Origin of the sequence: Isachenkonia alkalipeptolytica (assembly GCF_009910325.1) — a bacterium.
Classification (GTDB): Bacteria; Bacillota; Clostridia; order Peptostreptococcales; family T1SED10-28; genus Isachenkonia; species Isachenkonia alkalipeptolytica.
Genome location: NZ_SUMG01000026.1, coordinates 1 through 12,976, shown reverse-complemented (window position 1 = coordinate 12,976; position 12,976 = coordinate 1). Strand labels below are relative to the sequence as shown.

The 12,976-nt window shown below is 46.5% G+C and carries 11 protein-coding genes and 1 tRNA gene; 4 read left to right on the top strand and 8 right to left on the bottom strand.

From position 1 onward, the window contains the following. Nucleotides 1-27 precede the first annotated feature (27 nt). The 4 genes from ISALK_RS13405 to ISALK_RS13390 all read right to left on the bottom strand — a co-directional run bounded on the left by ISALK_RS13405 (nucleotide 28) and on the right by ISALK_RS13390 (nucleotide 3,946). A complete protein-coding gene (locus ISALK_RS13405; protein WP_160723170.1) occupies nucleotides 28-429 on the bottom strand; it encodes a DUF2177 family protein in 402 nt (133 codons plus the stop codon). 122 nt (nucleotides 430-551) lie between these two features. Continuing rightward, nucleotides 552-1,190 carry a hypothetical protein gene (locus ISALK_RS13400; protein WP_160723168.1) on the bottom strand — a complete coding sequence of 213 codons (639 nt, stop codon included), beginning with the start codon at nucleotides 1,188-1,190 and terminating at the stop codon, nucleotides 552-554. A gap of 133 nt (nucleotides 1,191-1,323) precedes the next feature. After that, entirely contained in the window at nucleotides 1,324-2,607 is a 1,284-nt protein-coding gene (kynU, locus tag ISALK_RS13395) for a kynureninase (RefSeq protein WP_160723166.1), read from the bottom strand. A 229-nt stretch (nucleotides 2,608-2,836) separates the two neighbouring features. Next, complete coding sequence (locus ISALK_RS13390) at nucleotides 2,837-3,946, bottom strand: NAD(P)H-dependent flavin oxidoreductase (RefSeq protein WP_160723164.1); 1,110 nt, start codon at nucleotides 3,944-3,946, stop codon at nucleotides 2,837-2,839. 213 nt (nucleotides 3,947-4,159) lie between these two features. Here ISALK_RS13390 and ISALK_RS13385 point away from each other — a divergent pair, with 213 nt between their 5' ends. Further along, nucleotides 4,160-5,155: a YeiH family protein gene (locus ISALK_RS13385; protein ID WP_201756921.1), complete on the top strand. Its 996-nt coding sequence runs from the start codon at nucleotides 4,160-4,162 to the stop codon at nucleotides 5,153-5,155. 140 nt (nucleotides 5,156-5,295) lie between these two features. On the opposite strand, the gene ISALK_RS13380 is transcribed toward ISALK_RS13385, so the two are convergent. Continuing rightward, nucleotides 5,296-5,371, bottom strand: a tRNA-Val gene (locus ISALK_RS13380). Nucleotides 5,372-5,442: 71 nt separating this feature from the next. On the opposite strand from ISALK_RS13380, the gene ISALK_RS13375 reads away from it, so the two are divergent. Both ISALK_RS13375 and ISALK_RS13370 read left to right on the top strand, forming a co-directional pair. Then, nucleotides 5,443-6,078, top strand: a complete 636-nt coding sequence (locus ISALK_RS13375; RefSeq protein WP_160723162.1) for an ABC transporter ATP-binding protein — start codon at nucleotides 5,443-5,445, stop codon at nucleotides 6,076-6,078. After that, nucleotides 6,062-6,844, top strand: a complete 783-nt coding sequence (locus ISALK_RS13370) for an ABC transporter permease (protein ID WP_160723160.1) — start codon at nucleotides 6,062-6,064, stop codon at nucleotides 6,842-6,844. Before ISALK_RS13375 ends, ISALK_RS13370 begins: the two co-directional genes overlap by 17 nt. Nucleotides 6,845-6,874: 30 nt before the next feature. Here the strand turns inward: ISALK_RS13370 and ISALK_RS13365 are convergent, their stop codons facing one another. Together ISALK_RS13365 and dsdA are read right to left on the bottom strand one after the other, a co-directional pair. Next, nucleotides 6,875-7,621, bottom strand: a complete 747-nt coding sequence (locus tag ISALK_RS13365; protein ID WP_160723158.1) for a ZIP family metal transporter — start codon at nucleotides 7,619-7,621, stop codon at nucleotides 6,875-6,877. Nucleotides 7,622-7,732: 111 nt separating this feature from the next. Next, on the bottom strand, nucleotides 7,733-8,983 hold the full coding sequence (gene dsdA, locus ISALK_RS13360; protein WP_160723156.1) for a D-serine ammonia-lyase: 1,251 nt from the start codon (nucleotides 8,981-8,983) through the stop codon (nucleotides 7,733-7,735). Between the two features lie 335 nt (nucleotides 8,984-9,318). Between dsdA and ISALK_RS13355 the strand changes: the two genes are divergently transcribed. Then, entirely contained in the window at nucleotides 9,319-10,995 is a 1,677-nt protein-coding gene (locus tag ISALK_RS13355) for a phosphoenolpyruvate carboxykinase (ATP) (protein WP_160723154.1), read from the top strand. A 135-nt stretch (nucleotides 10,996-11,130) separates the two neighbouring features. Here ISALK_RS13355 and ISALK_RS13350 read toward each other — a convergent pair whose 3' ends face one another. Further along, the gene (locus ISALK_RS13350) at nucleotides 11,131-12,753 is read right to left on the bottom strand and encodes an ABC-F family ATP-binding cassette domain-containing protein (RefSeq protein WP_160723152.1); all 1,623 of its coding nucleotides are present in this window, start codon (nucleotides 12,751-12,753) and stop codon (nucleotides 11,131-11,133) included. Between the last annotated feature and the right edge of the window lie 223 nt (nucleotides 12,754-12,976).

The window sequence follows — 12,976 nt, the reverse complement described above, 5'->3', positions numbered from 1 at the left end:
TTGCTAAACCTCCTACTGTAAACCTTGTTATAATAAATAATGGATAATGCCAAAAGAAATCCCCGCGGTAGCTCCGGAAAGCACCGTTCCCCAAATCAGGTCAATCACGGTAAGGGCAACCGGCCACTCCTTTAAGGTCGCCAAATTGGTTAAATCATACGTGGCATAACATAAGAGTCCCAGGGCTCCCCCCGCAAATAGTGCATAACTCAGACTTTCTTTTTCCAGGGCGGGGTCAATAACAAAGAAAATCAGTCCTGCAATAAAGATAACGTAAAAAATAATAGCCGCCGCCCAGTTTACATCCTTTTTCATCAAATGCCCTAAATATTTTTTATAAAGATTCTTTGCGATGAGTCCCAGCCAAATCAAATCAATGGCCATAAACACCACAAAGGTGATTAGAAACATAATAAGCCGGTTCAACATTGGGTCCCTCCTTTTTCTATTAATACCCATTTTTTATCAAAAATCTCCTGTACACTTTTCATGGGGAAAATATTCAGGGTTCCCTGGAAATTTTTTCATTGCAAGTATCCATAAATCAAGACTTATGGATTTTTCAGGATTTGCCGCAATTCTTCCCTGGCATAAAACCCTTTGATCCCCCGAAGCTGTATTAAATATTTTTCCACTTCCCATAGGGAAAACATATGGCTTTCTTTTAGGCCTTGTTGAATGATTTTGATATAACCGGGATCCGGAGGATTGATGTTGATCTTCTGAAAATCCTCTAGAATGGTAAAGCTATAAATCGGATAACCCTCTTCCTCGCCGAGATGAAGGAGTTTTCCATACCAATTGTCGGGAAACATCACTTTGCTTTCTCCCTCCTTGGGCAGGGTCCAGTGCACTTTTTCCTCCAAGGGAATGTAGTTTTCCTGCTTGACCAAATCGAAAAACTGATCCTTGGTAATTAGATACATTCTGCCGTAGGTAAGGGCGGTAAGATCCCGGTTGGGATCAATGGCCGCCACCCCCTTATTATTCCAACGGGTGGAGGTCCCGGCAAACACCATTTCATGGGGGATGGTTTTTCCCCGGGCTTTTACCGGCGGCGCAGCATCCCTGCATCCCTCTTCGGATTCCATGGACCCCTGCGGTTGTCCGCCCCTAAGATAACAGTTGAATCGATTTTCATTCAGGTTGGATCCGTAGCTTAAATACCATAGGTACTCTTGATTTTTCAAAACCTTCCCTCCCATCGCCATTCTTTTATAGTCTATACCCATTTTTTTTTGCTAATCACGAACTTCTATTGAAAAAACAGAAAAAAGACTTCCCTAGAAGTCTTTTTTCGAATCCTCATTGGCTTTTGCACCCTTATAACACGGTGCCTCTTTCTGCGGAGTAGTGCTCAAAGCTCTTTTCTTTTGTTATTTTTTCCAGGATTTCCACCAATCGAAACACCTCTTCATAGGTATTATAAAGAGCCGCGGGAGCCAGTCGAATCACATTGGGCTCCCGGTAATCCGGCACCACCCCGTGGTCCCGTAGGGCAAGGCTGATTCGGTAGGCCTCCTCATGTTCTAATGATACATGCCCCCCTCGGCGATGGTTTTCCCGGGGATTGCCGATCCGATAACCGTACTTTTCCAGTCGCTGTTCTGCTAAAAACATTAAATACTCAGTAATGATCAGGGATTTCTCCCGGATTCTTTGTATGCCCGCTTCTTCAAAAATATCCAGGGAACCTTCCAGGGGAGCAATGGAGAGCATATGAGGACTGCCCTGGAGCCAACCCCCGGCATCCCCCGCCTGCTCAAAGCGGTGCTCTAAGAGAAACTGCAAATCATCCCGGTTGCCGAACCATCCTTTCAGCCCCGCCTCTTTTCCAAAGTGCTTCCGGTTGATATAAAGTCCCCCTACGGAGCCCGGTCCGCCGTTCAAGTATTTATAGGTGCACCAAACGGCAAAGTCGGGATCGATTTTTTTAAAATTATGGGGAATGGCGCCGATGGAATGGGCTAAGTCCCAGCCGATAATAATCCCTCTTTTATGGGCTTCTTCGGTGATTTGCTCCATGTTGATCAGCTGTGCGCTACGGTACAACACCGAGGGTAGCAAAATCAAGGCAACCTCCTCGGTCATTGCCGCGATGATGTCCTCCTCCAAAATTTCCCGGCCGTCTCTGCTTTTCACCGTTACTAAGGCCTCTTCCACGGTATATCCTTTTAGTTCGATCAAACTTTTCACCGCATAGATGTCCGTGGGAAAATTCAACCCATCCACTAAAATTTTATACCGTTCCTTATTCGGTTTATAAAAGGTGGCCAGGGCTTGATGCAAATTCGTGGTAATACTTCCGTTTAGAATGATTTCATTGGGCTCCGCCCCGATCATCCCCCGCAGTTTTTCTCCCACCAGTTTGGGATAGTGAAAATACCGGCCCTCTTCCATTCCCCACATTTTAATGCCTTCCTTTTTCCAATCTCCTGCTACCCGTTCTATGGACTGTTGTGCCTCCTTTGAGCTGAGGCCTAAGGAGTTGCCGTCCATATAGATTTCATCTTCCTTTACATGAAACCGTGCACGAAAATCCTTTAAGGGGTCCCGTAGGTCCATGGTTTTTGCAAATTCTAAACTTTCTTGAAATTTACGCTCCATAAAATCCCTCCTTCTCTTCTTATTAATATCATATCACAAAACCTTTGTTTTTTTCTAACATTTCATCGGCAATGAATGATCCTTTTCTCTTGAAAAAAGTATCTTTGAACCGTAAAAAAACATAGATAAAAAGCGGATTTTTCAACTTTTTACCTATGATATTCCTTTAGTATATGCTTTTGACTGCTGTTGTATGAGAATGTTTATTTTGCTGCATCATTTTGCTGTGTTATAAGGAAGGCGCCTCTTGAGACTCGGAATGATAACCCATAGCCTCTTTGGTCTCTTCAATTAATTCCTGCATCAGTTCCTTAACCGTAGTCATCTTTGTTATTCGGTAGGCGTTGCTTCCGGCAAATACCAATCCTTGCTCCACATCTCCCTTAACGGATCTGATCAATGCATTGGAAATGCAATAAGGAGTGGTCTTCGGGTTGCATGGAATTAAACAGTTATAACACTTCTCCACGGGAATATTATCGGTTTTAATTCGCTCCGTCAACTGATTGACCACAGCTCTTCCCGGCATTCCCACAGGACTGGTTACCAGCTCAATTTCCCCCTCTTTTGAATGAATGTAGGCTTCCTTAAAGTTTGGATGGGCATCGCACTCCTCCGTGGCCACAAAGCGGGTGCCGATTTGTACTCCCGCCGCCCCTTTTTTAAAAGCCTTTGCCATATCCTTCCCGTCAAAAATCCCTCCTGCGGCGATTACGGGAATGCTTTTGTTATACTTTTTTTCAAAAGGTTTTAGGGCTTCAATAACCTCTTCAACTAACTCATAGATATTCGGCAGCGTGGGCTTTGTCAGGTCCTCCTTGGAAAACCCTAAATGACCTCCGGCTTCGGGACCTTCCACAACCACGGCATCGGGGATCACCTGATGCTTTCGGTCCCACATCTTTGCAATAAGCCGTGCGGCTTTTCCCGAGGAGACGATGGGGGCAATTTTCGTGTCGCTTCCTTCCACAAGCTTTGGCAACTCCGTCGGCAGTCCCGCGCCGGAGATGATAATATCCACCTTTTCTTCCACCGCGGCGGTTACCATATCTTTATAATTTTGAATGGCTACCAGTAAATTCACCCCTAAAATTCCCTCGGGGCTGATTTCCCGGGCCCTTTGAATATGCTTTCTCAGCCCCTGGACATTAGCGGCGTCATTGTTCTCTTCAAAGCCCGGTTCCTCAAAACCGATTTGAACTCCGGAGATCACACCGATCCCTCCTTCATTGGCCACCGTACCCGCCAGTTTAGAAAGAGATACGCCAACCCCCATGGCTCCCTGTATGATTGGATATTTTGCTACAAGTTCTCCGATTTTTAAGTTTGGTAATTCCATTTTTTCTCCTACCTTTCTTTAGATAAATTAGTACTTCTCACAAAGTATATTTTATTATATCATAAATTAAGACTAAGTACTAAGAGTTAGTTTTATAAATATGTTTCCACCCATTCTTTTGCTTTTCCCTGAATTATGATAAACTATTAAGGATTATCCCCGGCGGCATCGATTCCCCGGGGCTTAATATTACTAATGGGTCGAGGTGAGAAAATGTATATACTGAAGAAAATAATCCCCGGGCTGCTGTTAACCCTGGGAATTGCCTATATTTCACGATTTTTGTCGAATCTTTTTCCCGTCCACGTCATCGGTGCCGGGGTGATTGCCCTGTTTATGGGGATGATTCTGAACCCCTGGGTTTCCCAAAGGGAAGGTTTGTATCCGGGCATTACCTTTACGGGAAAAAAGGTGCTGCGCTTTGCCATTATCCTTATGGGAATCTCCTTAAGCTTTCATCAGGTTCTAAAAGTGGGGAGTTTCTCCTTGATTGTGATGGTCTTTACGTTGTTTGCCGCTTTTTTCGGGGGCTATCTCTTAGGCAAACTGTTGGGGCTGGACTGGAAGCTTTCGGGACTGATCTCCTCGGGCACCGGGATTTGCGGCGGCTCCGCCATTGCCGCCGTGGCTCCGGTAATCGGGGCAAAGGACCAGTTCATAGCCTATGCCATCTCCGCCACTTTTATCTTTGATGTGTTTATGGTGGTGCTCTTTCCCTTAATGGGAGAGGCCATGAATTTAAGTGATTTAGGCTTCGGTCTATGGACGGGAACCGCTATCAATGACACCTCTTCCGTGGTGGCCGCGGGATATTCCTACTCGGAGGCCGCCGGGGACTTCGCCGTTATCGTAAAGCTGACCCGAACCCTGGCCATCATTCCCGTAGTCCTGATTTTTTCCATGATTGCGAAAAAACACAGCACCGGGAAGACTTCCCCTCATATCCTGGAAATCTTCCCCTGGTTTATTTTAGGTTTTTTAGCCATGGTGGGCCTGAACTCCACGGGATGGATTCCGGCTTCGCTAAGCGGCTCCCTAAGTACTCTGGGCCGTTTTTTCATGATCATGGCCCTGGGAGCCATCGGCCTAAGGACCAATTTCAAGGAACTTTCCCGATCCGGCATCAAGCCCTTAATTCACGGGATCAGCATCTCCACCCTTGTGGTGGTAGTAAGTTTAGTGGTGCAGTACTTCCTTGGAAGCCTTTAGGGCCTGGAATAACAGGGGCCCTTTCAGCACCGAAGCAAGCGGTGTTATCTCTGTTCCCTAACCGCCCGGTAAATGCAAAAAAAAGCATATAAAAAGATCCTATCCCTTTACTTCAAGGATAGGATCTTATATACTTTGATTGGTGGGACATACAGGACTTGAACCTGTGACTTTTAGCTTGTCGAGCTAACACTCTCCCAACTGAGTTAATGTCCCCTTTTTATTACTATCTATTGTAACCGATTTTTTAGTAACTGGCAAGACGATTTTTCAAAGGAGGCTTGATTATGTTTTCATTTGAACAGGCAACCTATAAAAATATCCTCTCGGTCCCGAGCCTTACCATCCATGAAAAAGAAATCACCTGTATTGTAGGAGAAAGCGGCAGCGGGAAAACCACCCTGCTTCGAATGCTCAACCACTTGATCTCCCCCGACGGAGGAAGGATCACCTTTCAGAACCGGAACCTTATGGACATAGACCCCGTAGAGCTCCGGCGAGAAGTGGTTATGCTCCCCCAGACCCCGGTGATTTTCCAAGGGACGATCCGGGATAATCTGGAAGCTGGCCTTCGGTTTTCTGAGAAAGGGCTCCCTTCCGAAAAAGAATTGGAAAAAACTCTAAAAAAAGTGAACCTTCTAAAGGCTTTAGATGTAAACGCCCAGAATCTATCCGGCGGAGAAAAACAGCGCTTAGCCTTAGGGCGGATTCTGCTGATGGAACCGAAGGTTTTACTGTTGGATGAACCTTCCTCGGCCTTAGACGACGAGACCGAGTCCCTGATCATCCAAACCTTTGTGGACTATGCCAAGGCCCACCATAAAACCCTGGTCATGGTCACCCATTCCAAATCCCTGGCAAAAAATTTCGCCGACCGGATTTTACAGGTGAGAGGAGGCGAAGTCCATGAATGGAATTATTGATTTAAGTGTTTTTCAGGTCCTGCTGGCCTACATATTTATTGTTCTCCTGGTGGTCATCCTCCGGGTGAAGGGGATTGCCCGGGAAAAAGAGGTGCTGATTTCCAGTATTCGCATGACCCTGCAACTGATTTTGGTAGGATACGTACTGGTCTATCTCTTTGAGAGTATGTATCCCCTTTTAACCCTGTTGGTTCTTTTGGTAATGGAGAGCTTTGCCATCTACAACATTATTCAACGGGCGAAATCCCCCTTAAGCAGGGAACTGAAAAAAATCGTGGCCCTTTCCATGGTCCTGGGAACCCTGACCAGCCTTTTGTTCTTTTTATTCGTGGTGATCCAAATTTCTCCCTGGTATGACCCTCAGTATTTTATTCCCATCGCCGGTATGCTGATTGGAAACTCCATGACGGGGATCTCCCTCGGGGTAAATCGCCTGGCTGAGGGGATGAAGGACCAAAAAACCCTGGTGGAATCCGCCTTAATGCTTGGGGCTACCCCCAAGGAGGCGGCGAAGGAAGTGGTGGACAGCGCCTTTGACGCCGCCATACTCCCCACCATCAATTCCATGGTGGGAATGGGGATTGTGTTTCTTCCCGGTATGATGACAGGGCAAATTTTGTCCGGGGTATCCCCGGTCACCGCCATCGCCTATCAAATTGCGATTATGCTGGGGATCGTAGGAAGTGTTTCCCTGACGGTCATTCTCTTTGTACAGCTGGGCTACAAAAGTTTTTTTAATGAACGGGCGCAGCTAAAAACCGACTAGGACACATGTCCAGTCGGTTTTTTTATGGAGTTACAATAACCCAAAGGCAATCAATAGCCCGGCAATAATTCCCGCATTGGATAAATGACTGTGCATTTTATGCCCCTGGGGAATCAGCTCGTCATTGACGATATAGACCATGGCTCCCGCCGCAAAAGCTAAGGATCCCCCCACCAAAACCGGGGAGATATTAAATATCAACAGTCCGATCCCTGCCCCGAGAGGCGTCATCAGTCCTGCTAGCAGAGTAAACAGTAAGAGCTTTCCCGTGGTTACCCCTCCGGATTTTAACGGGCCTGCAATGGCCAACCCCTCGGGAATATTATGGAGGGCGATGGCTACGGCAATGGCAAGTCCCAGTTCCGGACTGGATTCCAGCCCCGCACCAATGGCCAGACCTTCCGGAAGGTTGTGAAGGGCAATGCCGAAGAGGACCAAGTATCCTGTTCGAAGTAAGGGGTTATCCACCCGCTTTAAGCGCTCGGGGTTTTCCACTTCCAAATCATCAGGATTAGACAAGTGGGAGTGGGGTACAAATTTATCCAAACCGAACATCATCAACACCCCCAGGAGAAAACCGATAATGGTTATGGTCAGCGTTCCCATTTCCAAGGCCTCGGGCATTAATTCAAATACGGAGATCCCGAGCATAATTCCCCCGGCAAAACCCAGCAGGGTTGCCAGGATCTTTTGTGAAGGGTTCCCGAAAAGCACCAGTACAAATACCCCCAGTACCGTCGAGACCCCGGCTATAAAGCTGTATAATAGTGTCTGCATATCTTTCCTCCTTGTTTTTTATAATCCTTCTGTTTTATACCCCGAAACCTTCGGTTTATAACAGCCTAATACTAATTTAACCCTGGTGAAACCTGGTTAGATGGTTTTACCCTAGTTTCCCTTTGTATTAAGGAGCTTCCGAAAGGCCTCTTCGGGAATCAAGTCCCCACCGGTCAGCCAGGCTATATGGGTGGTCTCCTTAGTATCCTCCCAGAGCACGGGACCTAAGAGCCCCGCAGCGGCGGAGGGTTCAGTTTTGATTTTCTCGGTGGTGTATAGCCCTTGCATCAAACGTAACAGGTTTTCATCCTCCAGGGTATACCCTCCATCAATTAAGGTGTCCGAAAGTTCCGATACCATCTTCGAGGGTCTTCCCACCGCCAGGCCGTCGGCTTCCGTAATATTATCGATGCCGTACTCGTTGATATGAAGCTTTTCTTTTTCCCCGGTGATCAGTCCTAAAAGCATACAGGGGGCATGGGTGGGTTCCACGTAGTAGCACTGGACCCCGTCCTTAAAAATGGTTTTCAGGCCGAAGGCAATGCCTCCCGGGGCGCCTCCCACTCCGCAGGGAAGATACACCCGTAGAGGGTGTTTTTCATCCACCATGATATTTTCCTTTGCTAAATCCCCTTTCAGTCGAAGGGCGGCCACGCTGTAGCCCAAGAATAAGTCCTTGGAGTTCTCATCATCGATAAAGTGCGCTTTTTCATCACCCAAACAGGCTTTTCGCCCTTCTTCCACTGCTTTTCCGTAGTCCTGGGTGTATTCCACCACCTTGGCCCCTTTTTCTCTTAAGAGATCTTTTTTCCACGGTTTTGCGTCTCTGGACATATGCACCGTCACTTCAAATCCCAACGTGGCGGAAATAATCCCGATACTCAGGCCCAGATTCCCCGTGGAACCGACCGCAATCTTATAGCGGGAAAATCGGCTTCGATACTGCTCCTCTCCCAGTACTTCGTAGTTATCCTCCAAGGTAATCCACTGGTTTTCCAAGGCGATGGTTTCTGCAAATTTCAGTACTTCGTAAATTCCTCCCCGGGCCTTAATGGACCCCGCAATCTTTAGCTGATTATCGCATTTTCCATAAAGCTTCCCTTTGATTTTTTTAGCATGACTCTTCTCCACCCATTCTTTCATCCCCGGGAGTTCCTGAAAGGGGGATTCAATAATTCCGTCTTCGGTTTCAGGAAAATACTTGTATATCAGCGGGGCAAAGCGCTGAAGGCGTTCCTCCGCCTCCAGGATGTCTTCCATTTTCAGGTTAAACCCTTCCAGGGCTTTTTCTGCCGGCTTTTTATTAGGATTTTCCCAGACAACCGGCTGTAATTCCGTGATTTTTTCCATCATTTCCTTCATGCTATCCTTCCTCCCAGCTTTTTAGTATAGCGCATTGCTTCATTATTGTTACCTTATTGTTGAGTTCAGTTGAAACCTCCCTTTTCTTTAGTCCTCTTCCCCGTTTTTCAAAAGATTTCAAATTGTTCTTTCCTTTATCAGTTTATCTCAGAACATCGTTAATTTCAACAACAATCCTTCATTTCCAAGCTTCCGGAAAAACCTTCTCCAATGTGTTACACTTTTTCAGAAAAAGCCTTGCATATACGTTATACTTATTCTATAATATAAGCTGTTATTGCTAAAAAAATTGTTTTTAATAATCCCATCTAGGAAAACAAGGAGGATGTTATTCAATGAGCACTAAATGTAAATATGACGGAAAGCAAAGCTTTGATCAGGTAAAATCCCAAATTCGGGTAACCATTCAAACCGCCTTATACGGAAACAATGTGGAACTGGTGAAAACCGTATCCCAGGCCCACCATTTGGCTAAAAACAGCCCGGGAACCATCGAACTGACCGGAATCCCCGTGTATGAGCCGGAAAAATTAGGACTGCAGGAAGGAACCAATGCCCTTTTATTCAATGATGGTACCGCCTTCGGCCGCTGCGCCGCGGCACGAAAAATCGTGGGCGAGCCCAACGTGGATGTGACCGAGTATTCGGGACTGATTCGGGAGGCCATTTATAAAACCCGTTATCAAAAAATGTACCACGGAGAAGCCCTTGTGGGCCTGGACCCGGAGTTTATGATTAAGGCTCATTTAATCCTTCCTGAAAACCACGAAAATATCCTCTATAGCTGGTTATTAAACTTTCAATATATTAACGAAAAGTACGCGGAAATGTACAAAGCCTCCACAGAAATCCCGGAAGGAGATATCATTATCTTTGCGGATCCTGATTGGTCCCATCCCGACCATCCCTACGGGCTGACCTTTTTCGACCCCGAGCATAACTGTGCGGTGCTTTTGGGAATGAAATATTTCGGAGAGTATAAAAAGGGCACCTTGACTTTGGCCTGGGGTACCGCCGCAAGAAACGGTTACGCCGCCTGTCACGGAGGGCTGAAACGCTATAACCTGGAGGATAAAAAGTTTACCATCGCCGCCTTCGGCCTTTCGGGATCGGGAAAATCCACCATCACCCATGCCAAACATGATAACAAGTACGATGTAACCGTGCTCCATGACGATGCCTTTATTGTGGATATTGAAAACAAAACCTCCGTGGCCTTAGAGCCTACCTATTTTGACAAGACGGCGGATTATCCCATGGACTGCGAGGACAACAAGTACATTTTAACCACCCAGAACAATGGCGCCATTATGTACGACGACGGCAAGGTCTACCCCGTCACCGAGGATATCAGAAACGGCAACGGCCGGGCAATTAAATCGAAGCTATGGACGAAAAACCGGGTGGACCGTTTGGAGGAGCCGGTGGATGCTCTGTTTTGGATCATGAAGGATCCCACCTTGCCCCCGGTATTAAAGGTAAACGGCGCTGACCTGGGGTCCTCCATGGGAGCTACATTGGCCACCTTCAGAACTTCCGCGGAGCGACTGGCCAAGGGCGTGGATCCCAATCAACTGGTGGCCGAGCCCTATGCAAATCCCTTTCGAACCTATCCCCTAAGCATCGATTACGGGCTGTTCAAAACCCTGATCGCCGATGGGGTGGATTGTTACATTATCAATACCGGGGAGTTTATGGATAAAAAAGTAACCCCGAAAATCACCTTAGGGATCATCGAATCCATTGTGGAAAACCGGGCAAAATTTAAGAAATGGGAACCCTTTGAAGAGTTTGAAATCATGGAAATTGAAGGCTTTGAAGCGGACCTGAAGGATGATGACTACCGAAAAGCCTTTATGACCAATTTCTTTAAGCGGATCCAGTTCGTAGAGTCCCGACAGACGGATAAAAACGGCGTGGACGCCCTGCCCTCGGAAGCTCTAAAGTCCCTGTATCATATTATCTCCCAGTTGAATTCCTTTGAAGGAAAAGAGGAACGGCAAGCGGTTTAGAACCGGATTAACACCATAAAAAGGAAAGATCCTCGGTTGAGGATCTTTCCTTTTTCTTGCCATCTTCGGCTTTTAACCTTTCAGCCTTTTAACTTTTCCTTTACCCGGAGGGCGGATCCCCTCTTTTATCCCTTCTTAGCTGGCTTTGTAAAGCTTACTGACTTCTTTTTGCAACTTATCATCATTGATGTATTCATCAAAACTCATCATTCGGTCCACAATGCCGTTCGGCGTGATTTCGATGATGCGATTGGCCACGGTTTCAATGAATTTATAGTCATGGGAAGTAAACAGTAAAGTGCCTTTAAAAGCCATCAATCCGTTGTTTACCGCTTGAATGGACTCCAAATCCAAGTGATTTGTCGGTTCGTCCAGCAATAAAATGTTCGCCCCGGAAAGCATCATTCGGGAGAGCATGCACCGCACCCGCTCCCCTCCCGACAACACATCGGTTTTTTTCATGGCTTCCTCTCCGGAAAAAAGCATTTTCCCCAGGAAGCCCCGGATATAGGTTTCATCCTTTTCCTCGGAGTACTGTCGCAACCAGTCCACCAGGGTCAGGCCAAGACCTTCAAAGTACGCACTGTTATCGCTGGGCAGGTAGGACTGGGACGTAGTGGTTCCCCATTGATAGGTTCCGGTGTCTGCCTCCATATTCCCCATCAGAATTTCCAGTAATGTGGTTTTCGCCACGGCGCTTTCCCCCAGCAAAATCACCTTATCTCCCTTTCGAAGGGTAAAGGAAATATTGTTCAATATTTTTTCCCCGTTGATGGTTTTGGAGATTCCATCCACATTGAGAATTTCCTTTCCCGCTTCCCGGTCCGGGGTAAATCCCACGAAGGGATAGCGCCGGGTGGAAGGCTGAATATCTTCAATGGTGAGCTTTTCCAGCATTTTCTTTCGAGAGGTGGCCTGCTTGGCCTTGGAAGCATTGGAGCTGAACCTTGCAATAAAGTTTTGCAGCTCCTTTACCTTCTCTTCCTTTTTCTTATTCTGGTCCTTCATCATTCGAAGGGCTAATTGACTGGATTCATACCAGAAATCATAGTTCCCTACAAACATTTTTGCTTTATTAAAATCAATATCCACCATATGGGTACATACGGTATTTAAAAAGTGTCGATCATGGGATACCACGATGACGGTTTTTTCATAGTCCATTAAAAAGTTTTCCAACCAGGTTATGGCTTTAAAATCCAAGTGGTTGGTAGGCTCATCCAGTAGTAAAATATCCGGATTTCCAAACAGGGCCTGGGCCAGTAGCACCTTTACTTTATCGGAACCGTCCAGGTTTTTCAGTTGCTCCCCGTGCTGATCCTTGGTAATTCCAAGACCCATCAACAGTTTTTCCGCACTGACCTCGGCGTCCCAGCCGTCCAATTCCGCAAATTCCGCTTCCAGTTCCGCCGCCCGTACACCGTCTTCCTCGGTAAAATCTCCTTTGGTGTAAATCGCATCCTTTTCCTTCATGATCTGATACAGTCTTTCATGACCCATCATCACAATATCCAGGACCCCGTCTTCATCATACTGATAATGATCCTGCTTTAGTACCGCCATTCGCTCCCCGGGGGTCATGGAAACCTCGCCGGTATTGGGTTCCACCTCTCCCGACAAAATCTTTAAAAACGTGGATTTTCCCGCGCCGTTGGCCCCGATCACCCCGTAGCAGTTCCCCGGGGTGAATTTCATATTCACCTCTTCGAATAGTTTTTTATCGGAAAATCTTAAACTTACATTGGTTACATTAATCAATCGAATTCCTCCATTACAGTTTATCGTTTTGCACACTGCCTCTAGTATACTCTTTTCTTGGCGATAGGTCAACATCCTCTCCCGTAGCTTCTAGGGGAATATGATCCATATATGATAATGTCTTAATATATCACAAGTGACTATGTCCCAAATACTATTAAATCTATTATAATAGAACCTCAGGACTAAGAAATGAGGTGGACATAATCAGAAAGGTAATATT

Coding starts and splice junctions, on each gene's coding strand:
- ISALK_RS13390 (WP_160723164.1), bottom strand. CDS start 3,946: ATGGAATTACCAAACTTAAAAATCGGAGAACTTGTAGCAAAATATCCA.
- dsdA (WP_160723156.1), bottom strand. CDS start 8,983: ATGAAGGAAATGATGGAAAAAATCACGGAATTACAGCCGGTTGTCTGG.
- kynU (WP_160723166.1), bottom strand. CDS start 2,607: ATGGAGCGTAAATTTCAAGAAAGTTTAGAATTTGCAAAAACCATGGAC.
- ISALK_RS13385 (WP_201756921.1), top strand. CDS start 4,160: ATGTATATACTGAAGAAAATAATCCCCGGGCTGCTGTTAACCCTGGGA.
- ISALK_RS13405 (WP_160723170.1), bottom strand. CDS start 429: ATGTTGAACCGGCTTATTATGTTTCTAATCACCTTTGTGGTGTTTATG.
- ISALK_RS13375 (WP_160723162.1), top strand. CDS start 5,443: ATGTTTTCATTTGAACAGGCAACCTATAAAAATATCCTCTCGGTCCCG.
- ISALK_RS13355 (WP_160723154.1), top strand. CDS start 9,319: ATGAGCACTAAATGTAAATATGACGGAAAGCAAAGCTTTGATCAGGTA.
- ISALK_RS13365 (WP_160723158.1), bottom strand. CDS start 7,621: ATGCAGACACTATTATACAGCTTTATAGCCGGGGTCTCGACGGTACTG.
- ISALK_RS13370 (WP_160723160.1), top strand. CDS start 6,062: ATGAATGGAATTATTGATTTAAGTGTTTTTCAGGTCCTGCTGGCCTAC.